This window comes from Bradyrhizobium sp. BRP22 (genome assembly GCF_020194175.1).
Classification (GTDB): domain Bacteria; phylum Pseudomonadota; class Alphaproteobacteria; order Rhizobiales; family Xanthobacteraceae; genus Bradyrhizobium.
The window spans coordinates 319741-345716 of sequence record NZ_JADYVX010000001.1 but is presented as its reverse complement, the minus strand read 5'-3'; the positions used below and the strand labels follow the sequence as shown (position 1 = coordinate 345716).

The 25976-nt window shown below is 63.4% G+C and carries 20 protein-coding genes; 7 read left to right on the top strand and 13 right to left on the bottom strand.

What is annotated here, in order from left to right; all coding sequences use genetic code 11:
* The first annotated feature begins 1 nt into the window (after position 1).
* The 6 genes from metH to I6F35_RS01475 all read left to right on the top strand — a co-directional run bounded on the left by metH (position 2) and on the right by I6F35_RS01475 (position 10090).
* The gene (metH, locus tag I6F35_RS01500; RefSeq protein WP_225115865.1) at positions 2–3850 is read left to right on the top strand and encodes a methionine synthase; all 3849 of its coding nucleotides are present in this window, start codon (positions 2–4) and stop codon (positions 3848–3850) included.
* A gap of 1092 nt (positions 3851–4942) precedes the next feature.
* Positions 4943–5746: a crotonase/enoyl-CoA hydratase family protein gene (locus I6F35_RS01495; protein ID WP_225115864.1), complete on the top strand. Its 804-nt coding sequence runs from the start codon at positions 4943–4945 to the stop codon at positions 5744–5746.
* Between the two features lies 1 nt (position 5747).
* Complete coding sequence (locus I6F35_RS01490; RefSeq protein WP_225115863.1) at positions 5748–7631, top strand: feruloyl-CoA synthase; 1884 nt, start codon at positions 5748–5750, stop codon at positions 7629–7631.
* A 19-nt stretch (positions 7632–7650) separates the two neighbouring features.
* Positions 7651–8412 carry an SDR family NAD(P)-dependent oxidoreductase gene (locus I6F35_RS01485; RefSeq protein WP_225115862.1) on the top strand — a complete coding sequence of 254 codons (762 nt, stop codon included), beginning with the start codon at positions 7651–7653 and terminating at the stop codon, positions 8410–8412.
* Positions 8413–8425: 13 nt separating this feature from the next.
* Positions 8426–8845, top strand: coding sequence for a thioesterase family protein (locus I6F35_RS01480; protein ID WP_225115861.1), 420 nt, complete (start codon positions 8426–8428; stop codon positions 8843–8845).
* Positions 8846–8938: 93 nt separating this feature from the next.
* Positions 8939–10090 (top strand): ABC transporter substrate-binding protein, encoded by a 1152-nt coding sequence (locus I6F35_RS01475; protein WP_225115860.1) that lies wholly within the window; start codon positions 8939–8941, stop codon positions 10088–10090.
* Positions 10091–10112: 22 nt separating this feature from the next.
* Here the strand turns inward: I6F35_RS01475 and I6F35_RS01470 are convergent, their stop codons facing one another.
* Genes I6F35_RS01470 through I6F35_RS01460 form a run of 3 tightly spaced genes read right to left on the bottom strand, consistent with a single transcriptional unit; the run spans position 10113 to position 13656 of the window.
* Positions 10113–10844: an ABC transporter ATP-binding protein gene (locus I6F35_RS01470; protein WP_225115859.1), complete on the bottom strand. Its 732-nt coding sequence runs from the start codon at positions 10842–10844 to the stop codon at positions 10113–10115.
* Positions 10841–12610 (bottom strand): branched-chain amino acid ABC transporter ATP-binding protein/permease, encoded by a 1770-nt coding sequence (locus tag I6F35_RS01465; RefSeq protein ID WP_225115858.1) that lies wholly within the window; start codon positions 12608–12610, stop codon positions 10841–10843. The genes I6F35_RS01470 and I6F35_RS01465 overlap by 4 nt, the downstream gene beginning before the upstream one ends.
* Before the next feature lie 5 nt (positions 12611–12615).
* Complete coding sequence (locus tag I6F35_RS01460; RefSeq protein WP_225115857.1) at positions 12616–13656, bottom strand: branched-chain amino acid ABC transporter permease; 1041 nt, start codon at positions 13654–13656, stop codon at positions 12616–12618.
* A 177-nt stretch (positions 13657–13833) separates the two neighbouring features.
* On the opposite strand from I6F35_RS01460, the gene I6F35_RS01455 reads away from it, so the two are divergent.
* On the top strand, positions 13834–14352 hold the full coding sequence (locus tag I6F35_RS01455) for a MarR family transcriptional regulator (protein ID WP_225115856.1): 519 nt from the start codon (positions 13834–13836) through the stop codon (positions 14350–14352).
* A 202-nt stretch (positions 14353–14554) separates the two neighbouring features.
* On the opposite strand, the gene I6F35_RS01450 is transcribed toward I6F35_RS01455, so the two are convergent.
* The 10 genes from I6F35_RS01450 to I6F35_RS01405 form a co-directional block, all read right to left on the bottom strand.
* Complete coding sequence (locus tag I6F35_RS01450; RefSeq protein ID WP_225115855.1) at positions 14555–15835, bottom strand: glycerate kinase; 1281 nt, start codon at positions 15833–15835, stop codon at positions 14555–14557.
* Positions 15835–17061, bottom strand: coding sequence for an ABC transporter substrate-binding protein (locus I6F35_RS01445; RefSeq protein WP_225115854.1), 1227 nt, complete (start codon positions 17059–17061; stop codon positions 15835–15837). The genes I6F35_RS01450 and I6F35_RS01445 overlap by 1 nt, the downstream gene beginning before the upstream one ends.
* Before the next feature lie 246 nt (positions 17062–17307).
* Complete coding sequence (locus I6F35_RS01440) at positions 17308–18534, bottom strand: ABC transporter substrate-binding protein (protein ID WP_225115853.1); 1227 nt, start codon at positions 18532–18534, stop codon at positions 17308–17310.
* Between the two features lie 187 nt (positions 18535–18721).
* The gene (locus I6F35_RS01435; RefSeq protein ID WP_225115852.1) at positions 18722–19951 is read right to left on the bottom strand and encodes an ABC transporter substrate-binding protein; all 1230 of its coding nucleotides are present in this window, start codon (positions 19949–19951) and stop codon (positions 18722–18724) included.
* A 164-nt stretch (positions 19952–20115) separates the two neighbouring features.
* Positions 20116–21342 (bottom strand): ABC transporter substrate-binding protein, encoded by a 1227-nt coding sequence (locus I6F35_RS01430; protein WP_225115851.1) that lies wholly within the window; start codon positions 21340–21342, stop codon positions 20116–20118.
* A 269-nt stretch (positions 21343–21611) separates the two neighbouring features.
* Entirely contained in the window at positions 21612–22628 is a 1017-nt protein-coding gene (locus tag I6F35_RS01425) for a branched-chain amino acid ABC transporter permease (protein ID WP_225115850.1), read from the bottom strand.
* 2 nt (positions 22629–22630) lie between these two features.
* On the bottom strand, positions 22631–23509 hold the full coding sequence (locus tag I6F35_RS01420) for a branched-chain amino acid ABC transporter permease (RefSeq protein WP_225115849.1): 879 nt from the start codon (positions 23507–23509) through the stop codon (positions 22631–22633).
* Positions 23510–23522: 13 nt separating this feature from the next.
* Entirely contained in the window at positions 23523–24236 is a 714-nt protein-coding gene (locus I6F35_RS01415) for an ABC transporter ATP-binding protein (RefSeq protein WP_225115848.1), read from the bottom strand.
* The gene (locus tag I6F35_RS01410) at positions 24233–25030 is read right to left on the bottom strand and encodes an ABC transporter ATP-binding protein (protein WP_225115847.1); all 798 of its coding nucleotides are present in this window, start codon (positions 25028–25030) and stop codon (positions 24233–24235) included. Before I6F35_RS01410 ends, I6F35_RS01415 begins: the two co-directional genes overlap by 4 nt.
* A 72-nt stretch (positions 25031–25102) precedes the next feature.
* The gene (locus I6F35_RS01405; RefSeq protein ID WP_225115846.1) at positions 25103–25966 is read right to left on the bottom strand and encodes an IclR family transcriptional regulator; all 864 of its coding nucleotides are present in this window, start codon (positions 25964–25966) and stop codon (positions 25103–25105) included.
* Between the last annotated feature and the right edge of the window lie 10 nt (positions 25967–25976).

The following is a 25976-nucleotide window of genomic DNA, read 5'->3' as shown; positions in this document are numbered from 1 at the left end:
AATGACCGTGCCTGTTTCTCCGAAGCGTACCGCCCTGATCGCCGCCGCGCGCGAGCGCATCCTCGTGCTCGATGGCGCCATGGGCACGATGATCCAGGGCCTTCAATTCGATGAAGCCGCCTTCCGCGGCGAACGCTTCAAGGATTTCCACCGCGACATCAGGGGCAACAATGACGTCCTGATCCTGACCCAGCCGAAGGCGATCGAGGAGATCCACGCCGCTTACCTGCGCGCCGGCGCCGACATCGTCGCGACCAACACCTTCTCCTCGACCTCGATCGCGCAGGCCGACTACGACATGTCGGATCTCGCCTATGAGCTCAACCGCGAGGGCGCCAGGCTTGCGCGCGCCGCTGCCGAGAAGGTGAGTGCCGAAGATGGCAGGCCGCGGTTTGTCGCGGGCGCGCTGGGTCCGACCAACCGCACCGCCTCGATCTCGCCCGACGTCTCCAATCCCGGCTATCGCGCGGTCACGTTCGACGATCTGCGCAAGGCCTATGGCGAGCAGATCAACGGCCTGCTCGACGGCGGCGCCGACCTGCTATTGGTCGAAACCATCTTCGACACGCTGAATGCCAAGGCCGCGCTTTATGCGATCTCCGAGATCACGGAAGAACGCGGCATCGACGTGCCCGTGATGATCTCGGGCACCATCACCGACAAGTCCGGCCGCCTGCTCTCGGGCCAGTTGCCGGAGGCGTTCTGGAATTCGGTGCGCCACGCCAAGCCGATCACGATCGGCTTCAACTGCGCGCTCGGCGCGGAGGACCTGCGCAGTCACATCGCCGACATCGGCCGCGTCGCCGACACCCTCGTCTGCGCTTACCCGAATGCCGGCCTGCCCAATGAGTTCGGCCAATACGATGAGACGCCGGACTATATGGCGCGGCTGATCGGCGAGTTCGCGGCAGCCGGCCTCGTCAACATCGTCGGCGGCTGCTGCGGCACCACGCCAGACCATATCGCCGCGATCGCCGCGGCTGTCGCACCGCACAAGCCGCGCATCGTGCCTGAGATCGAGCCACGCCTGCGGCTGTCAGGCCTGGAGCCGTTCGCGCTGACCGACGCGATTCCTTTTGTGAATATCGGCGAGCGCACCAATGTCACGGGATCGGCGCGCTTCCGCAAATTGATCACCGCGGGCGATTACACGGCAGCGCTGCAGGTTGCGCGCGACCAGGTCGAGAACGGCGCGCAGATCATCGACGTCAACATGGACGAGGGCCTTCTGGATTCGGAGAAGGCAATGGTGACGTTCCTTAACCTCGTCGCCGCCGAACCTGACATCGCCCGCGTGCCTGTCATGGTCGATTCCTCGAAATTCGCCGTGATCGAGGCCGGGCTGAAATGCATCCAGGGCAAGCCGGTGGTGAACTCGATCTCGATGAAGGAAGGAGAGGAGAAATTCATCCACGAGGCCAGGATCGCCAAGCGCCACGGCGCGGCCGTCGTGGTGATGGCGTTCGACGAGACCGGACAGGCCGACACGTTTGCGCGTAAGACCGAGATCTGCAAGCGCGCCTACGACATCCTGGTCAACCGGCTCGACTTCCCACCGGAAGACATCATCTTCGATCCCAACATCTTCGCGATCGCGACCGGCATCGAGGAACACAACAATTACGGCGTCGACTTCATCGAGGCCGCGCGCTGGATCCGCCAGAACCTGCCCGGCGCGCATATTTCCGGCGGCGTCTCCAATCTTTCGTTCTCGTTCCGCGGCAACGAGCCGGTGCGCGAGGCCATGCACTCCGTGTTCCTCTACCATGCCATCAAGGCCGGCATGGACATGGGCATCGTCAATGCCGGGCAGATGATCGTCTATGACGACATCGATCCCGAACTGCGGCAGGTGTGTGAGGATGTCATCCTCAATCGCGATCCCGGCGCCTCCGAACGGCTGCTGGCGCTCGCCGAGAAATTCCGCGGCAAGGAGAAGCAGAGCAAGGAGGCCGATCTCGCCTGGCGCGAATGGCCGGTCGAGAAGCGGCTCAGCCACGCGCTGGTGCACGGCATCACCGAATTCATCGAAGAGGATACCGAGCAGGCGCGGCAGGCGTCGCAGCGTCCGCTCGACGTCATCGAGGGTCCGTTGATGGCCGGCATGAACGTCATCGGCGACCTCTTCGGCGACGGCAAGATGTTCCTGCCGCAGGTGGTGAAGTCGGCGCGCGTGATGAAGCAGGCGGTCGCCTATCTGATGCCGTTCATGGAAGAGGAAAAGGCGCGCAATCTCGCCAATGGCGTAACCGGCGACGGCCGCAACGCCGCCGGCAAGATCGTGCTCGCGACCGTGAAGGGCGACGTCCACGACATCGGCAAGAACATCGTCGGCATCGTGCTGCAATGTAATAATTTCGAGGTCATCGACCTCGGCGTGATGGTGCCGGCGGCAAAAATCATCGAGACGGCGAAGGCCGAAGGCGCCGATATCATCGGCCTCTCCGGCCTGATCACCCCCTCGCTCGACGAGATGAGCTTTCTCGCCGGCGAGCTGGAGCGCGAGGGCCTGAACCTGCCGCTCCTGATCGGCGGCGCCACCACCAGCCGCGTCCATACGGCCGTGAAGATCGACCCGAACTATCCGGGCGGGCCGGTGGTGCATGTCAACGACGCCAGCCGTGCCGTCGGCGTCGCCTCCTCGCTGCTCTCGCCCGAGAAGCGCGTGGCCTATGCCGCCGATATCCGCGCCGAATACGCAAAAATCTCCGCGGCGCACTTCCGCGCGCAAGCGGACAAGAAACGGCTGAAGCTCGCGGACGCCCGCGCCAATGGCGTCAGAATCGATTTCGCCAAGGCGCCGCCGAAGAAGCCGACCTTCTTCGGCCTGAGGAGCTTTGACGCCTACGATCTGGCGGAACTGGCAAAATACATCGACTGGACGCCGTTCTTCCAGACCTGGGAACTGACCGGACGCTTCCCGGCGATCCTCGACGATCCCAAGATCGGCGACGTCGCACGCTCGCTCTACGACGATGCGCAGAAGATGCTCGAGCGCATCATCGCGGAGAAGTGGTTCAAGGCCCGCGCCACCATCGGTTTCTGGCCGGCCAATGCGGAGGGCGACGACATTGCCGTCTATGCCGACGAGACGCGCAAGAAGAAGATCGCGACCTTCCACACGCTGCGCCAGCAGCTCGAGAAGCGCGAGGGCCGCTTCAACGCCGCGCTGTCGGATTTCATCGCGCCAGCATCCTCAGGCGTGCCCGACTATATCGGCGGCTTCGTCGTCACCGCAGGCATCGGCGAGGACGCCGTCGCCGACCGCTTCAAGAATGCCAATGACGATTACTCCTCGATCCTGTGCAAGGCGCTGGCCGACCGCCTCGCCGAAGCCTTTGCCGAGCGCATGCACCAGCGCGTGCGCAAGGAGTTCTGGGGCTACGCGCCCGACGAGGCGTTCTCCTCGGACGAGTTGATCCTGGAGAAATACCAGGGCATCCGCCCGGCGCCCGGCTATCCCGCGCAGCCCGACCACACCGAGAAGGCGACGCTGTTTGCGCTGCTCGACGCCGAGAACACCGCCGGCGTGACGCTGACGGAGAGCTTTGCGATGTGGCCAGGCTCGTCGGTCTCCGGCCTCTATTTCAGCCATCCCGAAAGCTTCTATTTCGGCGTCGGCAAGATCGAGCGCGACCAGGTCGAGGACTACGCCAGGCGCAAGGACATGACGGTCGCGGAAGTGGAGCGCTGGCTGGCGCCCGTGCTGAACTACATCCCTTCCCAGGAAGCGAAGCAGCCGACGCCTGCGCCCGCCGTCACTCCCGCCAACGACGTCACCTCGCACCCACCCGGCTGCACCTGCGCCGTCCACCTCGCCTGGCGCAAGAAAGCCGTCGGCGCGGGTTAGTACCGCAGCCCCCTACCTCCCTCCGCCGTCATTCCAGGGCGCGCGCAGCGCGAGCCCGGAATCCATCGGGCCACATGCGCAAGCGGAGAAATGGATTCCGGGCTCGTCCTTCGGACGCCCCGGAATGACGGCGGGACGCATTGCGCAACCCTCTCCTCCGTCATGGCCGGGCTTGACCCGGCCATCCACGTCTCTCCCCTCCACGAAGGCAAAGGACGTGGATGCCCGGGACAAGCCCGGGCATGACGGCATCGTATCATTCGCGCGATTTTCCCTAATCCAATCAACGTGATTTGCGCCGTCCAGCCCTACCGCGAAAAACATTCCGCTTCCGTCGTCGGGCAAATCAGCACTATTAATCCGCGCGTCTCACCCGAATGAGGGGCGGCTCGCGATCGTCACGAACGTTGCGGTGAGATGCGGTGGACGTGATGGGCGTGACTGACGAGCGCGCGCATCACGGACGGCGAAGTCGTGTGGTTCTGGCGCCCCGACGCTGGCGCTAAGTTCGCGGAGATGATCTGCGGGCGACGGTGGCAAAAAAGCCCGGTCACCGGGAAGAGCGCGAAATAAGCCGTAAACCACTGCGCAGGGAAAGCCGGAGTTGCTTCGGTTGACCTGTGGCCCTACCCCCGTGCTTTTTGTTGCACGGGGCCCACGGGTGCAACCGGCACCCGGCTTTCCCTGCGCCCTCACTTCGATGAGAGGGTGAAACGAGATGCAAACCTCGGACGCAATGCGCCGCGAGAACGCGAACTCCTGTCTCACCACACTCCACCGTCATGCCCGCGAAGGCGGGCATCCAGTACCCGGCGGCCTCTCGGCTCAAGCACCGCCGCCTCTGGAATACTGGATCGTCCGGTCAAGCCGGACGATGACCGCGGAAAGCTGTTTGACATTCGAATCAGAACCTCCCCTTCGCCAGGACGACAGTAGGATGCGTAGAGCGCAGCGAACCCCATCATCGCGCCGCTTGCTCCATCGCGATGGGTTTCGCTGCGCTCTACCCCTCCGACGGGGATCTCGCATCATATTGACTCCGCCGGCGATCGTTATAAGGTATAACTATTCTGGGAAGGAAACAAAAAGGCCATGGGCAACCCCGCCTCCGCCGCGACCGAGGATCGCGCGGCGCTGCTGAAGATCGAGAACAACGGCGCGGTCCTGACCGTGGGTCTCAACCGGCCGGCCAAGCGCAATGCGCTGAACGACGGCATCATGCTGGCAATCCAGGACTGCTTTTCCGACATTCCTGATGGCGTCGGCGCCATTGTCATCCACGGTGTCGGCGACCATTTCTCCTCCGGCCTTGATCTCTCCGAACTCTCCGAGCGCGACGCGACCGAGGGGCTCGTGCATTCGCAGATGTGGCACCGGGTGTTCGACCGCATCCAGTATAGCCGCGTGCCCGTGATCGCCGCGCTGAAGGGCGCGGTGATCGGCGGCGGGCTCGAGCTTGCCTGCGCCGCGCATATCCGCGTCGCCGAACCTTCAGCCTATTTCGCGCTACCGGAAGGCCAGCGCGGCATCTTTGTCGGCGGCGGAGGATCGGTGCGGCTGCCGCGCCTGATCGGCGTGCCCCGCATGATCGACATGATGCTGACCGGAAGGGTCTATTCCGCGACCGAAGGCGCGGCCTACGGCTTCGCACAATATCTGAGCGACGCAGACGGCGCACTGCCGAAGGCGATCGAGCTCGCCGGACGCATCGCCAGGAATGCGCCGCTGACGAACTTCGCCGTGCTGCAGGCGCTGCCGATGATCGCAGAAGCCAACCCGCAGACCGGGCTGCTCATGGAATCGCTGATGGCGACGGTGGCGCAGAGCGACAAGGAGGCCAAGCGCCGGATCCGCGAATTCCTCGAGCACAAGACTGCAAAAGTGAAGCCGACCTGAGATGAGCGCGAGGGCCGACATGTCAGCGCCAGTCAAAGATGCCGCCGCGCATCCGCTGCGCGCGATATCGTTCGGCAATCCCGAGGTCACGATCGAGCGGCGCGACGACGGCACGATCTATCTTCGGCCGCGCAGCAAGCTCCTCGACTATCCGCAGCGGATCACCGATCGGCTGCATCATTGGGCGGAGATCGAACCCAACCGCGTCTTCATGGCGGAGCGGGCAGCAGGCGGCGCCTGGCGCGAGGTCACCTACGCGCAACTGCTCGATGCCGCGAGGCACATCGCCTCCGCGCTGATCGCACGCGGGCTGTCGGCGGAAAAGCCTGTTGTCATCCTCTCCGGCAATTCGATCGACCACGCACTGCTCGCGTTCGGCGCGCTCTATGCCGGCGTGCCGTTCTGCCCGGTCTCGCCAGCCTATTCGCTGGTGTCGCGCGATTTCGGCAAGCTCGGTTTTGTCATCAAGCTGCTGACGCCCGGCCTGGTCTTTGCCGATGACGCCGACAAATTCGCCGAAGCGCTGTCCGCGAATGTTCCACAACAGACCGAGATCGTCGCCACGCGCGGCAACCTTCCCGGCCGGGTCGCGACAAGACTTTCCGAACTGCTGGCAACGCCGGAGCATCCGCTTCTCGACGCCACGCATGAGGCCATCGCGCCGGATACGATCGCGAAATTCCTGCTGACCTCCGGCTCGACCGGCAGTCCCAAGGCTGTGATCAACACCCAGCGCATGCTTTGCGCCAACCAGGTGATGCTGCGCGAGACGCTGGCGTTCCTGAAGGACGAGCCGCCTGTCATCGTCGACTGGCTGCCCTGGAATCACACCTTTGGCGGCAACCACAATATCGGGCTGACCTTGTTCAACGGCGGCTCGATGTATCTCGATGAAGGCAAGCCGATGCCCGGCGGCATCGAGGACACCGTGAAGAATCTCCGCGAGATTTCGCCGACGGTCTATTTCAACGTGCCCAAGGGCTATGAATCGCTGCTGCCCTATCTGCGCGACGATGCCGGCCTGCGCGCGAAATTCTTTGGCCGGCTGCACGCGATGTTCTTCTCCGGCGCGGCGCTGTCGCCCTATGTCTGGAACAGCCTCGACGAGCTTGCGGTGCGCGAGACCGGCTCTCGCGTACCGATGCTGACGGGACTCGGTGCCACCGAGACCGCGCCGTTCTTCATGTCGGTGCGGCCCGACACCAGCCGTTCCGGCCATGTCGGCCTTCCCGTAGCAGGCAACGAAGCCAAGCTGTTGCCGAACAACGGCAAGCTCGAAGTACGCGCCAGGGGACCGAACGTCACGCCGGGCTATTGGCGCCAGCCGGAATTGACCGCCGCTGCCTTCGACGAAGAGGGTTTCTACAAATTCGGTGACGCGCTGAAGCCGGCCGATCCCGACAATCTCGATGCAGGTTTCGATTTCGATGGCCGTATCGCCGAGGATTTCAAGCTCGCCAGCGGCACCTGGGTCAGTGTCGGCCCGCTCCGCGCGCGCTTCATCGCCGCCTGCGCGCCGCTGGTGCGCGACGTCGTCATTGCCGGCATCAACCGCGACGAGATTTCCGCGATCGTGATCCTGGATCTCGACGGTTGCCGCATCATCAACCCGGCGCTGTCAGCCAACGATATCGCGGCGGCGGCGGCCGATACCCTCGTCCGCGCCGCCTTCCGCGAGCGCTTCGCCCGCTTCCTCGCCGGCGCGACCGGATCGTCGACCCGGATCACCCGCGCGATCCTGCTCGATGCGCCGCTCTCGATCGACCGCGGCGAGGTTACCGACAAGGGCTCGATCAACCAGCGCGCGGTGCTGGAGCATCGCGCAGCGCTGATCGAGGCGCTTTATGCCGAAATGCCGCCGCCGCACGTCATCACATTGAGCTGAACTGTCGAAGGAGTGGACCATGCAGTTGAAGGATCAGGCCGCTATCGTCACCGGCGGCGCATCGGGACTGGGCGCCGCCACCGCGCGCCGGCTCGCCGCGCAGGGCGCCAAGGTTGCGGTGTGCGACGTCAACGCAAAGCTTGCCGAAAGCGTCGCGGCCGAGATTGGCGGCGTTGCCGCGATCTGCGACGTGTCGGATGCCGCCTCCGCCGAAGCCGCGGTCGCGCAGGCCGCGAAAGCACACGGCCCGGCACGCATCCTGGTCAATTGTGCCGGCATCGGCGTGGCAAAACGCGTGATCGGGCGCGACGGTCCGATGCCGCTTGGCGATTTCGACAAGGTGATCAAGGTCAACCTGCTCGGCTCCTTCAACATGCTGCGGCTGGCGACCGCGGCGATGACGAAGCTCGAACCGCTGTCGACCGGCGAGCGCGGTGTCGTGATCTCGACCGCATCCATTGCCGCCTATGACGGCCAGATCGGCCAGGCCGCCTATTCGGCTTCCAAGGGCGGCATCGTCGGCATGACGCTGCCGATCGCGCGCGAGCTCGCGCAGTTCGGCATCCGTGTGCTGGCGATCGCGCCCGGCCTGTTCCTGACCCCACTGCTCGCGGGTCTGCCGCAGGAAGCCCAGGACTCGCTCGCCGCCTCGATCCCGTTCCCGCACCGGCTCGGCGACGCTGACGAGTTCGCTTCACTCGCACTGCACATGATCGATAACCCCTACCTCAACGGCGAGGTGGTGCGGCTCGATGCCGCGCTCCGCATGGCGCCGCGCTGAGGTTGATTGATTCATGTTCGTGCACCGCCGCGATGTGCAGATCCAGTGGGGCGATTGCGACCCCGCCAACATCGTCTACTATCCGCGCTATTTCGCGATGTTCGACGATTCAACCTCGATCATGTTCGAAGCGGCCGGTTTCTCGAAACAGGACCTCGTCCGCATCTACGGGCTCGTCGGCATTCCCATGGTCGACACGCGGGCGAAGTTCTACATCCCGTCGACCCATGGCGACTGGATTACAATTGAAACGAGGGTGGAAAGCATCAAGCGTTCCAGTTTCGAAGTGACACACAAGGTGTTCAAGGGCGAGGCGCTGGCGATCGAAGCTTTCGAGACCCGCGTCCTCGTCGGCCGTGATCCGAACGACCCCTCAAAATTGAAATCGGCGCCGTTTCCGCAGGAGATCATCGACCGCTTCATGAAGGACTGATTTGAGGGCCGCCGCCATATTGATCTAAAGAAGGGGCTGGATCGGCCCGCGATGTTGCTTACACCGCCAAGAATAATTTCAAGGGAGGAATGAATGAGGAAGGCTTATCTCGCCGCTGCCGTGCTGGCTGCGGCGCTGGCACTGCCGGGCTCGCCGGCCCTGGCGCAGAGTAACGAGATCGTCATCGGCATCTCGATCTCGACCACCGGCCCTGCCGCGGCGCTCGGCATCCCCGAACGCAATTCGCTCGATTTCGTGCCGAAGGAAATCGGCGGCGTGCCGCTGAAGGTGATCGTGCTGGATGATGGCGGCGATCCGACCGCGGCCACCACCAATGCCCGGCGCTTCGTCACGGAATCGAAGGCCGACATCATCATGGGCTCCTCCACTACCCCGCCGTCGATCGCGGTCTCCACGGTCGCCAACGAGGCCGGCATTCCGCATTTCGGACTGGCGCCGTTTCCGATCAACGAGGCGCGCGCGAAATGGTCGGTCGACATGCCGCAGTCGATCCCGATCATGGGCAAGGTCCTGTACGAGCACATGAAGGCGCACGGCATCAAGACCGTCGGCTATATCGGCTATTCCGATTCCTACGGCGATCTCTGGGTCAACGATTTCAAGGCCCAGGCGGTGCCGATGGGCCTGACCATGATCGACGAAGAGCGCTTTGCGCGGCCCGATACCTCGGTCGCAGGCCAGGTGCTGAAGCTCGTCGCGGCCAATCCGGATGCGATCCTGGTCGGCGCCTCCGGCACGGCGGCGGCGCTGCCGCAGACCACCTTGCGCGAGCGCGGCTACAAGGGCCTGATCTACCAGACCCACGGCGCCGCCAGCATGGATTTCATCCGCATCGCCGGCGCCGCGGCCGAGGGCGTCATCATGGCATCGGGCCCGGTGATGTCGCCGGAGAGCCAGCCGGACAGCGCGCTGACCAAGAAGCCGGGGCTGGCGCTCAACACCGCCTACGAGGCCAAATATGGCGCCAACAGCCGCAGCCAGTTTGCCGGCCACTCCTATGACGCCTTCGAAGTGTTGAAGCGCGTCATTCCGGTGGCGCTGAAGGCCGGCAAGCCGGGTACCGCGGAATTCCGCGAAGGTATCCGCCAGGCGCTGATCAGCGAGAAGGAAATCGTCGCCACGCAGGGCGTCTACAACTGGACTGAAAAGGACCGTTACGGCCTCGACGACCGTTCGCGAATCCTGCTCACGGTGAAGGACGGGAAATACGTTCCGGCGATGTGACGAGACCCGGCGGGAGCGCGGGTCAAACCGCGCTCCCGCCTTCATGCTGGAAGCCGAGATAGCTCGCCGCGACGCGCTGGTTGCTGGCGATGTCCCTGGCGGCTCCGCTGAGTACGAATTCGCCGAGCTCCATCACATAGGCGCGGTCGGCGATCTGCAGCGCAGCCTGGGCGTTCTGCTCGACCAGCAGCACCGACACGCCGGCCGCGCGCAGCTCGCCGATGGTGCGAAAGATGTCGGCGACGATGATTGGCGCCAGCCCGAGGCTCGGCTCGTCCAGCATCAGCAGTTTCGGCGCCCCCATCAGCGCCCGCCCCATCGCCAGCATTTGCTGCTCGCCGCCGGACAGCGTGCCGGCGAGCTGTTTGCGCCGCTCCTTCAGGCGCGGAAACAGGCTGTAGACGCGCTCGAAGGAATTTGCCGCGGTCGCCTTCGGAATCCGAAACGCGCCGAGCTGCAGATTGTCCTCGACATTCATGGTCGCGAACAATTCGCGGTGCTCCGGCACGAGGCTCAGGCCCGCCGCGACGCGGTCCTCGATATCGAGCGTGGCCATGTCCTCACTCGCGAACACGGTGCGGCCCTGCAGCGGCAGGATGCCCATGACGGCGTTGAGCAACGTGGTCTTGCCGGCCCCGTTGGCGCCGATGATGGTGACGATCTCGTTCGTACCAACCTCCAGCGAGACGCCGCGGACCGCCTCGACCTTGCCGTAGGCGATATGCACCTCGGCGACCGATAGCAATGCGCTCATGCCGCCGCTCCGAGATAGGCCTTGATGACCTCGGGGTTCTTCTTGATCGCGTCGGGCGTACCTTCCGCAATCTTGGTGCCGAAATCGAGCACGACGATGCGGTCAGCGAGGTCCATGACAAAGCCCATGTCGTGCTCGACCAGCAGCACCGACATGCCGCCGTCGCGCAATTGCCGCAGCAGCGCCGCGAGCCGCTGCTTCTCCATATGCCGCAGCCCGGCGGCAGGCTCGTCGAGCAGGAGCAGCATCGGGTCGACGCAGAGCGCCCGGGCGATCTCGACGATGCGCTGCTGGCCGAGCGAGAGCGAGCCCGCGAGCTGGTCGATCTGGTCGGTGAGCCCGACACGCTCGATCTGCCGTGCCGCTTCCGCAAGCAGCTTCGCCTCATCGGCGCGATCGAGCCGGAACATGCTCGCAACCGCGCCGGAATGTCCTCGCAGATGCGCGCCGATCGCGACATTCTCCAGCACGGTCATATCGGGCACCAGCTTGACGTGCTGGAAGGTGCGGGCGACGCCGAGCTTCACCACCTCCTGCGGCGGCGCGTCCTCGACGTCCTTGCCGAGCACGGCAATCTTGCCGCCGGTTGCGGTCAGCACGCCCGTGATCAGGTTGAAGGTGGTGCTTTTGCCGGCGCCGTTCGGGCCTATCAACGCTACGATCTCGCGGGCCTTGACGTCGAAGCTAACGTCGTTGACCGCAGTGACGCCGCCGAACTGCTTGCGCGCCCTGTCGAGCTGCAGGAGCGCAGCAGATGTCGTCGGTGCGCGCTCGCGGGCCGGCAGCGTCAGCGAAGTGTCCGGCCTCTTGCGGGCCGCCTTCAACGGCAGCCACGCCATCAGCCATGGCCAGACGCCGGATGGCGCGAGCTGCAGCAGCATCACCAGGAGGATGCCGAACACGATGGTCTCGAGCTGGCTCTGGCCGCCGAAGATGTAAGGCAGATAGCTCTGCAGCACTTCCTTCAGGATCACGACGATGCCGGCGCCGAGCACCGCGCCCCAGACATAGCCGGCACCGCCGACGACGGCGATGAAGAGATATTCGATGCCGGCCTGCGGACCGAATGGCGTCGGATTCGCCGCTCGCTGGAAATGGGCATAGAGCCAGCCCGACAGCCCCGCCAGCACCGCGGCGTAGATAAACACCAGGAGTTTGGCGCGCGGCGTGTGCACGCCAAACGCCTCAGCCGCAATATGGCCGCGGCGCAGCGCACGGATGGCGCGGCCGGTACGGGAATCGAGCAGGTTCATCGTCAGCAGGGCGGATATCAAGACCGCAATCCAGATCGCGCAGTAGATCGCGCCAGGGCTCAGCATCTTGTAGGAGCCGATCGCAAGGGGCGGAATGCCGGAGATGCCGTCATTGCGGCCGAGGAATTCGAGCTTGCTGAAGAGATAGAACAGGCCGATGCCCCAGGCGATGGTGCCGAGCGGCAGATAGTGGCCGGACAGCCGCACCGTGACGATGCCGAGCAGCACCGCGGCGATGCCACTGACCAGCAGCGAGAGCGGCAGCGTCAGCCATGGCGAGACGCCATAGGCGGTGGTCAGCACCGCCGTGGTGTAGGCGCCGAAGCCGCAGAACGCCGCCTGCCCGAACGAGGTGAGGCCGCCGACGCCGGTGAGCAGCACCAACCCCATCGCCACCAGCGCAGCAAGGCCGATATTGTCGAGCAGCACGATCCAGAATGGCGGGATGCCCGGCACCAGCGGGATCAGCGCCATCACGAGGGCGAAGACGATGAGAGGCAATCGCTGCGTCATCGCGCTCAATCCTTCTCTTCTTCCACCGCCGGAGCTGCGAGCGAGCGCAGCACCAGGACGGGCAGGATCAGCGTGAAGACGATGACTTCCTTGAAGTTGCTGGCATAGAACGAGGAGAACGCCTCGACGACGCCGACGAGAATGGCTGCGACAGCCGTGAGCGGATAGCTGACGAGGCCGCCGATGATCGCCGCGATGAAACCTTTCAGCCCGATCAGGAACCCGGTGTCGTAATAGAGCGTCGTGATCGGCACGATCAGGATTCCCGAGATCGCGCCGATCAGCGAGGCAAGGAGGAATGCGATCTGGCCCGACAGTGTGGTGCGGATGCCGACGAGACGAGCGCCGAGGCGGTTGACGGCGGTGGCGCGCAGCGCCTTGCCCGTCAGCGAATAGCCGAAGAACAGCCAGAGCGCGACGATGAAGGCGATGGCGAGACCGTAGACCGCGAGGCTCTGGCCGGTGAAACGGAGCGACCCCGCGGTCAGCGCGACGCTGGAGAGCGCCGGGCCACGCAGGCCTTCGGCGCCGAAGAAGACGAGACCCAGGCCCTGCAGCGCGAGATGGCAGCCGACGGAAGCGATCAGCAGGACCAGCACCGACGTATGTGCGATCGGCTGGAACGCGATGCGGTAGAGGAACAGTCCGATCGCCGCCACGATCAGAAGCGCAAGCGCGATGTTGACGGCGATCGGTGTCTTCGGCCCGGCAAGCGCGTAGGTCAACAGGCAGACCGCGAGCGGGAAGACGATGTCGACCGCGACGGCGCGCGCCACCAGGCGTGAATGCAGCGACTTCCGCGCAGAGAACAGGTCGAGGCCGAACGCCACCAGGCCCATCGCGACCGCGAGCTTCGCGGTGCCGGGCACCTGGCCGGTCGCCAGCATGGCGTAGCTCAATGCGCCATAGGTGACGAACTCGCCCTGCGGAATCAGGATCACGCGCGTGACCGCGAACACCAGGACCAGGGCCAGCCCAAGCAAGGCGTAAATCGCGCCATTGGTGATGCCGTCCTGCAGCAGAAACAGCAAGATCGTCGTGTTCAAGGCCGAGCGCTCCCCCTCACGCGGCCGGCCGGTCGCCACGCCACGTGGCCCGATCGCCCGCTATCGGCTGTTGAAACCAGCCGGTATTTGATATAGCGAATAACAATTATCGCATATAATCTCAAGAGCCCGACTTTCGACCAGACCTTATCTCATCGGGATTGCGAGCCTCGAGCGATGACTGTTTCCAAGACCGCCGCCGATCCCCTCAAGGTTTCCCGGGCCGTCGCCAAGCAGGATTTTGACGCTTCGAGCGACGACAGCCTGCTCCACCTCGGAGAGCTGTCCGGTCTATTGGGCTATTCGCTGAAGCGCGCGCAGCTCAGGGTATTCGAGGATTTTCTGCGCTGCGTCGCGCCCTTGCAACTCACGCCGGCGCAATTCTCGGTGCTTCTGCTGCTCGACCAGAATCCCGGCCGCAACCAGACCGAGATCGCGAACACGCTCGGCATCCTCCGGCCGAATTTCGTGGCGATGCTCGATGGGCTCGAGAGCCGCGAACTCTGCGCGCGCATGCGCTCCGCAAGCGACCGCCGCTCGCACATCCTCGTCCTGACCGACAAGGGCCGCGCCGTGCTGACGCGCGCCAAGAAGCTCGTCGCCAACAAGCACGAGGCGCGGCTGATCGAACTGCTGGGGCCCGAGAACCATGCGGCGCTGCTCGATATGCTGGCAAAGATCGCGCACGAGTTTTGAGAGGCGAGCTGCGTAGGATGGCCCTCATCCCGAGGAGCGGAGTCTTCGCCGCGTCTCGAAGATGAGGCCCTCCTGTGGCCTCGCACTTCGAGACGGTCGCAACGCGACCTCCTCAGCGTGAGGGGATAGGTTGGAATGCGCCGCACTCTCAACATCATTGCAAGCGCAGCGATGAGCCCGGAACGACAAAGAGATCCTGGCGTCAGTCCACCAGGATGACGCGGACGTCGTTGACGTTGGTGAGCGTCGGGCCGGTCTGGAGCAGGTCGCCGGTTTGAGCGAAGAAGCCGCTGGCGTCGTTGTTCTCGAGATAGGCCCTCGGATCGAGGCCCTGCGATGCCATCTTCACGAACGTCGTGTGGTCGATGACGGCGCCGGCCGGGTCGCTGGCGCTGCCCGCGCCGCCGTCGGCGCCATCGGTGTCCGCCGCCAGCGCCGAGATGTCGGTCATGCCCTTGAGCAGGTCGGCGAGCGCCAGCGCATATTCCTGGTTGGGCCCACCGCGGCCATTGCCGCGCACGGTCACGGTCAGTTCGCCGCCGGACAGGATCGCGACGCGCCTGCCCTCGCCGCGGGCCTGTAGCGCGAGCTCGGCGTGCGCGGCGGCGACCTCGCGCGCTTCGCCTTCGAGATCGGCGCCAAGATCGATGGTTGCATAACCCGCCTCGCGCGCGATCTTGATGGCGGCCTCGATCGAGGCCTTCGGCTTCGCGATCAACTCGAACGTCGCGCGCGCAAAAGCAGGGTCGCCCGGCTTGCAACTTTCGTTATTGGAATCGTCGAGCGCACGGCGAACGGCATCGTCGACGGCAAGATTGTATTTGGCGACGATGGCGCGCGCATCCGCAAGCGTGGTCGGATCTGCGACCGTGGGACCGGACGCGATGGCGGAGGGATCGTCATGCGGCACGTCGGAAATCGCCAGCGTCACGATCTCGGCGCGCTGGCCTGCCCGCGCCAGGCGGCCGCCCTTGATCCGCGACAGATGTTTCCGCACGGTGTTCACTTCGCCGATCGGCGCGCCCGAGCGGAGCAGCGCCCGGTTCACCTGCTGCTTCTGCGCAAAACCGGCGCCGTCCACCGGCGCGATCCAGTTGGCCGAGCCGCCGCCGGAGAGCAGCACCAGCAAGAGATCATCCGCAGTCGCGCTGGCTGCCAGCCGCAGCGTGTCATCGGCGGCCTTCAGCCCGGCCTCGTCGGGCACGGGATGGCCGGCCTCGACCACCCTGATCCGGCGGGTCGGCACGCCATGTCCGTGGCGGGTGGTTGCAATCCCCGTCAAAAGCGCCGGATCGAGCTCGAGCGCGTCGAGATAGTGTCGCTCGGCTGCCGCCGCCATGGCGGCGGCGCCCTTGCCCGCGGCAAGCACGATCACCCTCCCCTTCGGCACCGGACGCAAATGCGGCGCCAGCACGACATCCGGATGGGCGGCAGCTACCGCCGCATCGAAGATTGCGCGCAGGAGAGGGCGTCGATCCGTCATCAATTGCCGGCGATCTCGCCGCTGATGACTTCGCCGAACAGCTGCCAGCGTTCACCCTTGAACTGCATCAATTGCAACTGCTCGATCGGCATGTAATCGGTCGCGCTCGTGGTCAGCGTCACGCCCGGTAACAGTCCGCCCTGCGCGAATTGCTTCAGGCTTTGCGCCTGCTTCATGACATTCTCCCGGGTCAGGTTATCGCCGCAGCGGCGCAGCACCTCTACCATGGTAGTCGCAAGGTTGTAACCGGTCATCGCCGAAGAGTCGATGCGATTCATCTCGGGAAGATATTTCGCGAGCAGATCGTCGAACGCCTTGATGCCGGCGTCGCTGGCCCACTGGGGATCGCTGACGTCCTTGGCGTAGGCCGCCGAAATCACGCCCTGCGAGTTCTCGATCCCCGCCGGCTTCATCACGGCCGCGGTCGAGGCGCTGACGTTGGAGACGATCGTGACCGGCTTCCAGTTCATCTCGCCGAGCTTCTTGATCGCCTGCGCGCCGAACTTCGGCGTGGTGTAAAGCAGCAGAACGTCGGGATTGGCTGATTTTATCTTCACCACGTGCGAATCGACGGTCGGTTCCGAGACCTCGTAGCTCTCTTCCGCGACGATCCGCGAAGCGTCTGCGCCGAACCCGTCCTTCAGGCCTTTCAGGTAGTCCTTGCCCATATCGTCATTCTGATAGAGCACGGCCACCTTGGCGCCCGGCTTCTCCTTGCTCAGGTATTTCGCGTAGATGCGCGATTCGCTCTGGTAGCTCGGCAGCCAGCCCATGGTCCAGGGGAAGGTCTTCGGCTCGTTCCACTTGGTTGCACCGGTGGCGACGAAGAGCTGCGGCACCTTCTTGCTGTTGAGGTATTTCTGGATCGCGGTGTTCGGCGCGGTGCCCAGCGTTCCGACCAGCAAGAGGACCTCGTCGCTCTCGACCAGCTTGCGCGCCTGCTCAACCGTCTTCGGCGGGCTATAGCCATCGTCATAGGAGATGAAGTTGATCTTGCGGCCGTTGATGCCGCCCTCGTCGTTGACCTTCTTGAATACCGCGGCCATCGCCTTGCCGACGCTTCCGTAAGCCGAGGCCGGCCCGCTATAGGGCACGATGTTGCCGATCTTGATCTCGGTGTCCGTCGCACCGGTGTCATATTGCTTCTGCGCGAGTGCGGCGGAGGCAGTCGTGGCGGCTACGGCAAAGCCGAGGAATGCGGATGCAAGGCGGCGTCGGGTCGACATGGGTATAAAGACTCCTTCGGAGCAAGAGCTCCCCGTTCTGGTGCACCGCATTCATAGCGTGGAAAAGAATGTTCGCAACAAAAAGCCCCTGCGATCCTGTCGCAGGGGCTTTGCGTGCTTAACTTCAGGTAACTGCTAGAGGGCTTCTAGAGCTTCGGTTCTGATGGAATCAAAACCGAAGCTCCAGATTTTTGTTTTGACGCGTTTTCTTCACGCGAACCGGTATCCGCTTCGCTTGAAGATGCTCTAGCCGCCGACATCAGCGCTGATGACGTCGCCGAACAGCTCCCACTTGTCACCCTTGAACTTCATGAGCTGAAGCGAGCTGATCGGAGCAAAATCGTTTGGTCCGGTGTTGATCTTGATGCCAGGCAGCAGGACTTCGGTACGGAAATCCTTCAGGCTCGCCGCCTGCTTCATGACATTCTCGCGCGTCAGGTTGTCGCCACACTGCTTCAGCACCTGAACCAGGGTCTGCGCCACGCCGTACCCGACCACGGTACCGCCGTCGAGCTTGTCGCCTTCCGGAAAATCCTTGGCCATGAAGGCATAGAATTCCTTCATGCCGGGATCGTTGTCCCACTGCTTGTCGGAGGCGTCCTTGAGATAGGCGGCGGAGATGATGTCCTGGGCGTTCTCGAAGCCGGCCGGCTTGAGCACGCTGCCGACGGACGCCGAGACGTTGTTGAGGAAGTGCAGCGGCTTCCAGCCGATCTCGGCGTTCTTCTTGATCGCCTGCGCGGCGAACTTCGGCGTCGTGATGTTGATGAAGATGTCGGCGCCGGTGGCCTTGAGCTTGACCATATGGGAATCGATGGTCGGCTCGGAGGTCTCGTAGCTTTCCTCGGCGACGATCATGCTCGAGGCCTTGGCGCCGAGCCCGTCCTTCAGGCCTTTCAGATAATCCTTGCCGTAATCGTCGTTCTGGTAGAGCACCGCGATTTTGGCGTTCGGATGGCTCTTGAGGATGTACTTGGCGTAGATCTGGGTTTCGCTCTGGTAGCTGGGCTGCCAGCCCATGGTCCAGGGGAAATTCTGCGGATCGTTCCACTTGGTGGCGCCGGTGGCAACGAAGAGCTGCGGCACCTTCTTCGAGTTCATGTATTTCTGGATCGCGGTGTTCGGCGGCGTGCCGAGCGAGTTGAAGATGAACAGCACCTCGTCGCTTTCGACCAGCTTGCGAGCCTGCTCCACCGTCTTCGGCGGAGAATAGGCGTCATCATAGGAGACGAAATTGATCTTGCGGCCGTTGACGCCGCCGGCTTCGTTGATCTTCTTGAAGTAGGCGGCCTCGGTGCGTCCGATCACGCCGTAGGCGGAGGCCGGTCCGCTGTAGGGCATGATGTTGCCGATCTTGATTTCGGTATCCGAGGCACCGGGGTCGTACTTCTTCTGTGCCGATGCAGTGCCGGCGGACGTCGCAAGCAAGCCGAAGGCGGCTGAAAGAATCGCAAGTTTTTTGATAACGGACATTCCGTCTCTCTCCCTTTTGTAATGACATCGATGCTGTGTCATGGCTTTCTTGATCTGAAAGCTCTTGGTGTTAACGGTATCGATTAGCATTTTGCCGGCAGGGCCTCAACAGAAAGCCCCTGCGGCAAAGCCGCAGGGGCTGCTTCTTTAGTAGTCAGTTGAGTGCAGCGCAGCGGCTAGAGCATCTCTAGCCGCCAACGTCGCCGCTCAGGATTTCGCCAAAGCGTTCCCAGGTGTCGCCCTTGAATCTCATGAGCTGCAGTTGCGCGAGCGGCGCGAAATCGGTTGGTGAGGTGTTAACCTTGATGCCCGGCAAAAGCCCGCCGATCTCGAGGTCGCGGATGCTGGCGGCCTGCTTCATGACGTTCTCGCGGGTGAGATTGTCGCCGCAAGCCTTCAGCACATGCACGATACCCTGCGCCACGATGTAGCCGTACATGACGGCGGAGTCGGAGCGGTTGGCTTCGGGATAATGCTTATCCAGGAATTCATTCCAGGCGATCATACCCGGATCGTCCTTCCATTGCCGATCGGTCGGATCCTTCAGGTAGTTCGAGGAGATGATATCCTGCGCATTCTCCATGCCGGCAGGCTTGATCACGCTGCCAATCGAGGATGAGACGTTGTTCAGGAAGTGAAGCGGCTTCCAGCCGATTTCGGCGTTCTTCTTGATCGCTTGCGCCGCGAATTTCGGCGTGGTGATGTTGAAGAAGACGTCGGCACCCGTCGCCTTCAGTTTGACGATGTGGGTGTCGATGGTGGGTTCGGAGACCTCGTAGCTTTCCTCGATCACGATCATCGATGCCGCCTTGGCGCCGAGACCATCCTTGAAGCCCTTCAGATAATCCTTGCCGTAGTCATCGTTCTGATAGAGCACCGCGATCTTCGCGTTTGGATGGTTCTTCAGGATGTACCTGGCGTAGATGATCGACTCGATCTGGTAATTGGGCTGCCAGCCCATGGTCCAGGGGAAATTCTGCGGATCATTCCATTTGGTGGCCCCGGTGGCGACGAAGAGTTGCGGCACCTTCTTCTGGTTCATGTATTTCTGGATCGCCGTGTTCGGCGGCGTGCCGAGCGAGTTGAAGATCAGGAGCACCTCGTCGCTCTCGACCAGCTTGCGGGCCTGCTCCACCGTCTTCGGCGGGCTGTAAGCATCGTCGTAAGTCACGAAATTGATCTTGCGGCCGTTGATGCCGCCCTCGGCATTGATCTTGTTGAAATAGGCCGCCTCGGTCTTGCCGATCACGCCATAGGCGGAAGCCGGTCCGCTGTAGGGCATGATGTTGCCGATCTTGATCTCGGTGTCAGACGCGCCGACGTCATATTTCTTCTGGGCGAGTGCGTGGCCGCTGCTCACGGCCAGCAATGCGAGGGCGGCCGCAAAGGCCCCCAGCCGCAAATGGATGGCAGACATTGTGATCTCCTTGGGATCATGGTGGATGTGTCACGTTTTTTGGATTGGGAGCGCTTTCCGGCTCCTGTCGGCATTGAATACCTTTCGCCTGGTCCCGGCAACAAAAAGCCCCCGCGATGGTTCGCGGGGGCTTTGGGCGGCCGGCGGATGCCGCCGCGGCTCCATCAATGGTTGAGGTCGCTGCTCATGACGCTGCCGAACAACTCCCACTTGTCTCCCTTGAAGCGCATCATCTGGAGTTGCTCGATCGGCGCGAAGTCGCTCGGCGACGTGTTGATGCTGACGCCGGGCAGCAGCGTGTCGGGCACAAACTCCTTCAGGCTCGCCGCCTGCTTCATGATGTTGGCGCGGGTGAGATCGTCGCCGCACATCTCGAGTACCTTCACCATGGTCTGCGCCGCCCCATAGCCATAGACCACCGCGCCATCGCGGCGATCGGCCTCCGGATAATATTGTTGCAGGAACGCCAGGAATCGCTTCATACCGGGATCGTTGTCCCATTGGTGGTCGGCGCCGTCCTTGGCATAGGCCGCCGACAGGATACCCTGCACATTCTCCAGGCCGGCCGGCTTCATCACACCGCCGACCGAAGCGGAAACATTGGACACGATCTGCAGCGGCTTCCAGTTGAGCTCCGCGATCTTCTTGATCGCCTGAGCTGCAAATTTCGGCATGGTTATGCTGATGAAGACGTCGACGCCGGCGGCCTTCAGCCTGGCGATGTGGCCCTCCATCGACGGCTCTGACGTCTCGTAGCTCTCTTCGGCGACAATCATCGGCGCCTTCTCGCCGAATCCTTCCCTCAAGCCTCTCAGGTAATCCTTGCCGAAATCGTCGTTCTGATAGAGCACGCCGACCTTGGCGTCCGGCTTCTCCTTCATGATGTATTTGGCATAGATGCGCGCCTCGCTCCGGTAGCTCGGCTGCCACCCCATGGTCCACGGAAACTCTTTTGGCTGGTCCCACTTGCTGGCGCCGGAGGCGACGAAGAGCTGCGGCACTCCCTTGCCGTTCATGTATTTCTGGATCGCAAGGTTGGTGACCGTGCCGAGCGAGTTGAAGATCAGGAGCACGTCATCGCTCTCGACCAGCTTGCGCGCCTGCTCAACCGTCTTCGACGGATTGTAGCCGTCGTCATAGCTGATGAATTTGATCTTGCGCCCGTTGATGCCGCCCTCGGCATTGATCTTGTTGAAATAGGCCGCTTCGGTCTGGCCGATCACGCCATAACCGGATGCGGGTCCGCTGTAGGGCATGATGTTGCCTATTCTGATCTCGGTATCGCTCGCGCCAGTATCGTACTTCTTCTGGGCGAGTGCATTGCCCGTGGTGACAGCGATCAGGGCAAGCATGGCGGAGAGGGCAGTCAATCGCAAACGCACGGCAGTCATTCGTTCCCTTCACCTTGAGTGGATGCGTTTCTTGGAACTCCCATGGTGGGCATTGAATGCGGTTCTCGCATCGTCAGTCAACAGAAAGCCCCGCGGCTCGCGCCGCGGGGCTTTTCGCTGTTTTCTTGCACTGCAACCTTTGACTAGAGCATTTTCGGTTCTGATTGAATCAGAACCGAAGCTCTAGATTCTTGTTTTGACGCGTTTTCTTCACGCGAACCGGTATCCACTTCGGACATTGTCTCTCCCAAAGTCTCTTTTCTTGGTCTTCAGTTCCTCTTGAGTTTCGCCGTCAATTGCTGGGCAACGAGGGCGACCTGCCGGGCGCCGTGCGGCACCAGGTAGATGACGAGGAACAGCAGCACGCCGAACACGGCGCCGGAGAGACCCTTGGAAATGCCTTCCGCAATATTCGGCACGAAGATGATGAAGGCGGAACCGACGATCGAACCCGGCAGCCAGCCGACCCCGCCGACCACCATGCCGACGAACAGCGAGATCGCGAGCGTGATGGTGTAACCGTCGGGCGCCACGAACTGCACCGCGATCGCGCCCAGGCCGCCGGCGATGCCGGTGATTCCGGCGCTGACGCCGAATGCCAGCGTCTTGTACAGGGCGACGTTGACGCCCATGGCGGACGCCGCGATCTCGTTGTCGCGGATCGACATCAGGGCGCGGCCCGAGCGCGAGCGCAACAGGTTCACCGAGGCGATGTAGATTCCGATCGAGACCGCCAGCGTGAAGTAATAGAGCCACATGTCCTGCGACAGCGGCAGGCCGAATGGCGCGTCCGGCTTGGTCACGACCAGGCCCTGCACGCCGCCGGTCCAGTGCTCGAGGAAGCCGAGCTTGAGGAGCTGCGGCATGGCCAGCGCCAGAGCAAAGGTCGCCAGAGCAAGGTAGATGCCCGACAGCCGCAGCGCCGGCTGGCCGAACAGGAAGCCGGCGCCAAAGCAGATGACGCCCGCGACCGGCAGCGTCAGCGCGTAGTTGACGTTGAAGTGCTCCATCAGGATCGCCGTGGTATAGGCGCCGATGGCGTAGAACGCACTCTGGCCGAGCGAGAACTGCCCGCTGCCGCCGGTCAGGATGTTCAGCGCCAGCACCGCGAGCCCGTAGATCAGGAGCATCGTCATCTGGAAGATGACGAAATTCTTGACGAACAGAGGCGTCAGGATCAGCGCCGCCAGCACCACCAGCGAGGTGCCGTAGCCGAGCGTCATGGCACGCTTCGGAACCGCCTCAACGGCCGGGGCTTCCGTTACAACTTCTTCGGCCGCGCTCATGATCAGACTCGCTTCACGATGGGCCGGCCAAACAGCCCAGCCGGTTTGACGACCAACACGGTGATGATCAGCGCAAGCGCGATCGGGAGCTTCAGCTCGTTGCCGACGCCGGGGATGTAGGTGCCGGCGAGATTCTCGAACACGCCGACCAGGAAGCCGCCGATCACCGCGCCGAGCGGCGAGGACAGGCCGCCGAGCACCGCGGAGGCGAAGCCATAAATCAGCACGCCGCCCATCATGTTCGGCTCCAGGAACACCACCGGCGCAATCAGCATGCCGGCGATGGCGCCGATCGCGGACGCCATGCCCCAGCCGAGCGCAATCATCCAAGATGTATTGATGCCGACCAGGCGCGCCGATTCAGGCAATGAGGCGGCCGCCCGCATCGCAAGGCCGATGCGGGTGAACTGGAAGAAGAAATAGAGCCCGGCGAGCAGCAGCACGGTGACGCCGACCATGCCCGCCTGATGGGTCGAGATCAGCTGGCTGCCGAGGAAGGGCGAGGAGCCGAACGGCGTCGGATATTGCTTGATGGTGAAATCCCAGATCAGGCCGGCGACGGAATTCACGATCGCAAACAGCGCGATGAAGCCGGCGACGTTGGTCAGCACCGGCGCCTTCGCCAAGGGCTTGAACAGCAGCCGCTCGATCAGGATGCCACCGATGAAGGAGAGGATGACAGTGAGAATGAACGCCCACCAATAGGGCACGCCCCACTGCATCATCTGCCAGGACATGAAGGTCGAGAACATCGCCATTTCGCCCTGCGCGAAATTGAGATGATCGATCGCCTGGTAGATCATCACGACGGCGAGCGCCATGCAGGCGTAGATCGCGCCGGTGGCGATGCCGGCCAGGACTTGGTTGGCAAAAAGCTCCATGGTCCCCGCTCCCTCAGTAACCCAGATAGGATTTGCGGACGTCTTCGTTGTTGGCGACGTCCTTGGCATTGCCGGACATCACGATGCGTCCGGTTTCGATCACATAGGCATGGTCGGCGAGCTCGAGCGCGAGCTGCGCGTTCTGCTCGACCACCAGGATGGTGACCTTGTCCTCGCGGTTGATCTTGCTGAAGATGCGAAACAGATCGCGCACCACCAGCGGCGCCAGGCCGAACGACGGCTCGTCCAGCAGCATCAGCCGCGGCCGCAGCATCAGCGCGCGCGCCACCGCGAGCATCTGCTGCTCGCCGCCCGACAGCGTGCCGGCCTGCTGGGTGTAGCGCTGCTTCAGCACCGGGAAGTGGTCGTACATGCGCTCGATGTCGGCGACGATGTTCTTCTTGTCGCCGCGCGTGATGGCCCCCAGCTGCAGATTCTCCTCCACCGTCATGTTGGTGAAGGTGCCGCGGCCCTGCGGCACATGGGCGATGCCAAGGCGGACGACGTTTTCCGTCGAACGATTGCCGATCGGCTTGCCCTCGAACTCGATCGCGCCGGTCGAGCGCACCATGTTGCAGATCGCCCGCAGCGTCGTGGTCTTGCCGGCGCCGTTGGCCCCGAGCAGCGTGGTCAGCGAGCCCTCGTTGAGCGAGAAGCTGAGGCCGTGAAGCGCCTGCACCTGGCCGTAATAGGCGCGCAGGTCCTTGATGTTGAGCATCGCCGTCATTGGTCCTTGCTCCCGAGATAGGCCTTGATGACGTCGGGGTCGGCCTGGACCTGGCTGGGGGTGCCCTCCGCGAGCTTGCGGCCGAAATTGAGCGCGACGACGTGGTCGGCGGTCGACATCACCATGCCCATGTGGTGCTCGACCAGCAGCACGGTGATCCTGCGCTCGTCGCGGATCTTGCGGACGAGATCGCCGAGCACATAGACCTCTTCATGGTTGAGGCCGCCGGCCGGCTCGTCCAGGAGCAGGATCTTCGGATCGGCCGCGAGCGCACGCGCCAATTCGACGCGCTTCTGGGTGCCGAAGGGCAGCCCCGAAACGATGCTGTGCGCAACGTCCTCGAGGTCGAGGTAATCCAGGATCTCGTGCACCTTCTTGTTGACCGAGGCTTCGGTGCGCCTGATCCAGGCGAGCTTGAGCGAGTCGCTGATGATGTCGCTGGAAGTGCGCGCGTGGGTGCCGACGCGGACGTTGTCGAGCACGGAAAGATTGGGAAACAGCGCGACGTTCTGGAAGGTGCGGCCGATGCCGATCTCGGCGATCTTGTGCGGCGGGCGCGTCAGGATGCTGACGCCTTCCATCAGGATGTCGCCGGAGCTCGGCTGATAGAGCCGTGACAGGCAATTGAAGAGCGTGGTCTTGCCGGCGCCGTTCGGTCCGATCAACCCCAGGATCTGGCCCTGATGCATGTCGAAGGAGACGCCGTTCAACGCAATGATGCCGCCGAACACGACGCTGACGTCGCGAACCGCAAGCAGGGGCGCATGACCCTGCGCGAGTTGTGCCTGCGTCATCTCGTCTCGCCCGCCCGCTTGAGAGGGCGGAGAGCGCCGCGCGACCGATCGCGCCGGCGATGAAGAAGGCGATTAGATGCCCTCGGCCACACGTGCAACTTTCCCTCCTGATCTCGACTTTTTGCTTTCGACTTTTCTGGATTGCGGCGCCACCCCACCGAGCGCCTGCTCGATGTTCCTTACCATCGCGACAAGGCGAGGTCCAATATCGTTGAGCAACCGGTCTTCCGTAAAGCGGAATGCCGGCGCGCCGCAATTGAAAGCATAAGGACCGGTTCCGTCATTGAGCTGTAATGCCACGCCGACAGCGTGAACATCGTCCTGCCATTCACCAGCAGAAATTGCAAAACCGTGCTTCGCCACCAACTCGCCCGAGCGTTCGATGCCGTCGCGCATCTTCGGCCAGCGGCTGGCATAATGGTCGCGAAGCTCGCGCAGCAAGGCGGTGCGCTCGTCGTCCGGCAGCGCCCAGATATAGGCGCGCCCCATCGCGGTGGTCGCTATTGGTATCCGCGAACCGACATCGAGCTGAACGCCGAGCGTCAAACCGTTCCGGCTCTGTCCGAAATAGATCATGCTGAGCCGGTCGCGCCCGCCGACTGCGACCGCGCCGCCGGTGGCACGCATGACCTCCTCGCGATAGGGCTCGGACAGATGCCGCACGCCGAGATTGGCGAGCGCGGCATAACCCAGCGCCATGGCAGACGGCGCAAGCTGGTACTTCTCGAAACGAGGCACGGGTGTAAGGTAGCCGAGCTTGGTCAACGTGTAGGTCAACCGCGAGATGGTTGGCTTCGGCAGATTGGTGCGGGCCGCAATCTCCTGATTGCCGAGAAGCCCGTCATTGGGACGGAATGCGCGCAGGACTTCCAATCCACGGGAAAGCGCGACCACAAAATTGCGATCGGTCGCCGCCTTCTTTCCTGAACGCTTCATTCCCTGCCAC

Excerpts from the sequence above, each read along its gene's own strand:
- metH (WP_225115865.1), top strand. The coding sequence starts at position 2 with ATGACCGTGCCTGTTTCTCCGAAGCGTACCGCCCTGATCGCCGCCGCG.
- I6F35_RS01495 (WP_225115864.1), top strand. The coding sequence starts at position 4,943 with ATGGGCAACCCCGCCTCCGCCGCGACCGAGGATCGCGCGGCGCTGCTG.
- I6F35_RS01490 (WP_225115863.1), top strand. The coding sequence starts at position 5,748 with ATGAGCGCGAGGGCCGACATGTCAGCGCCAGTCAAAGATGCCGCCGCG.
- I6F35_RS01485 (WP_225115862.1), top strand. The coding sequence starts at position 7,651 with ATGCAGTTGAAGGATCAGGCCGCTATCGTCACCGGCGGCGCATCGGGA.
- I6F35_RS01480 (WP_225115861.1), top strand. The coding sequence starts at position 8,426 with ATGTTCGTGCACCGCCGCGATGTGCAGATCCAGTGGGGCGATTGCGAC.
- I6F35_RS01475 (WP_225115860.1), top strand. The coding sequence starts at position 8,939 with ATGAGGAAGGCTTATCTCGCCGCTGCCGTGCTGGCTGCGGCGCTGGCA.
- I6F35_RS01470 (WP_225115859.1), bottom strand. The coding sequence starts at position 10,844 with ATGAGCGCATTGCTATCGGTCGCCGAGGTGCATATCGCCTACGGCAAG.
- I6F35_RS01465 (WP_225115858.1), bottom strand. The coding sequence starts at position 12,610 with ATGACGCAGCGATTGCCTCTCATCGTCTTCGCCCTCGTGATGGCGCTG.
- I6F35_RS01455 (WP_225115856.1), top strand. The coding sequence starts at position 13,834 with ATGACTGTTTCCAAGACCGCCGCCGATCCCCTCAAGGTTTCCCGGGCC.
- I6F35_RS01450 (WP_225115855.1), bottom strand. The coding sequence starts at position 15,835 with ATGACGGATCGACGCCCTCTCCTGCGCGCAATCTTCGATGCGGCGGTA.
- I6F35_RS01445 (WP_225115854.1), bottom strand. The coding sequence starts at position 17,061 with ATGTCGACCCGACGCCGCCTTGCATCCGCATTCCTCGGCTTTGCCGTA.
- I6F35_RS01440 (WP_225115853.1), bottom strand. The coding sequence starts at position 18,534 with ATGTCCGTTATCAAAAAACTTGCGATTCTTTCAGCCGCCTTCGGCTTG.
- I6F35_RS01435 (WP_225115852.1), bottom strand. The coding sequence starts at position 19,951 with ATGTCTGCCATCCATTTGCGGCTGGGGGCCTTTGCGGCCGCCCTCGCA.
- I6F35_RS01430 (WP_225115851.1), bottom strand. The coding sequence starts at position 21,342 with ATGACTGCCGTGCGTTTGCGATTGACTGCCCTCTCCGCCATGCTTGCC.
- I6F35_RS01425 (WP_225115850.1), bottom strand. The coding sequence starts at position 22,628 with ATGAGCGCGGCCGAAGAAGTTGTAACGGAAGCCCCGGCCGTTGAGGCG.
- I6F35_RS01420 (WP_225115849.1), bottom strand. The coding sequence starts at position 23,509 with ATGGAGCTTTTTGCCAACCAAGTCCTGGCCGGCATCGCCACCGGCGCG.
- I6F35_RS01415 (WP_225115848.1), bottom strand. The coding sequence starts at position 24,236 with ATGACGGCGATGCTCAACATCAAGGACCTGCGCGCCTATTACGGCCAG.
- I6F35_RS01410 (WP_225115847.1), bottom strand. The coding sequence starts at position 25,030 with ATGACGCAGGCACAACTCGCGCAGGGTCATGCGCCCCTGCTTGCGGTT.
- I6F35_RS01405 (WP_225115846.1), bottom strand. The coding sequence starts at position 25,966 with ATGAAGCGTTCAGGAAAGAAGGCGGCGACCGATCGCAATTTTGTGGTC.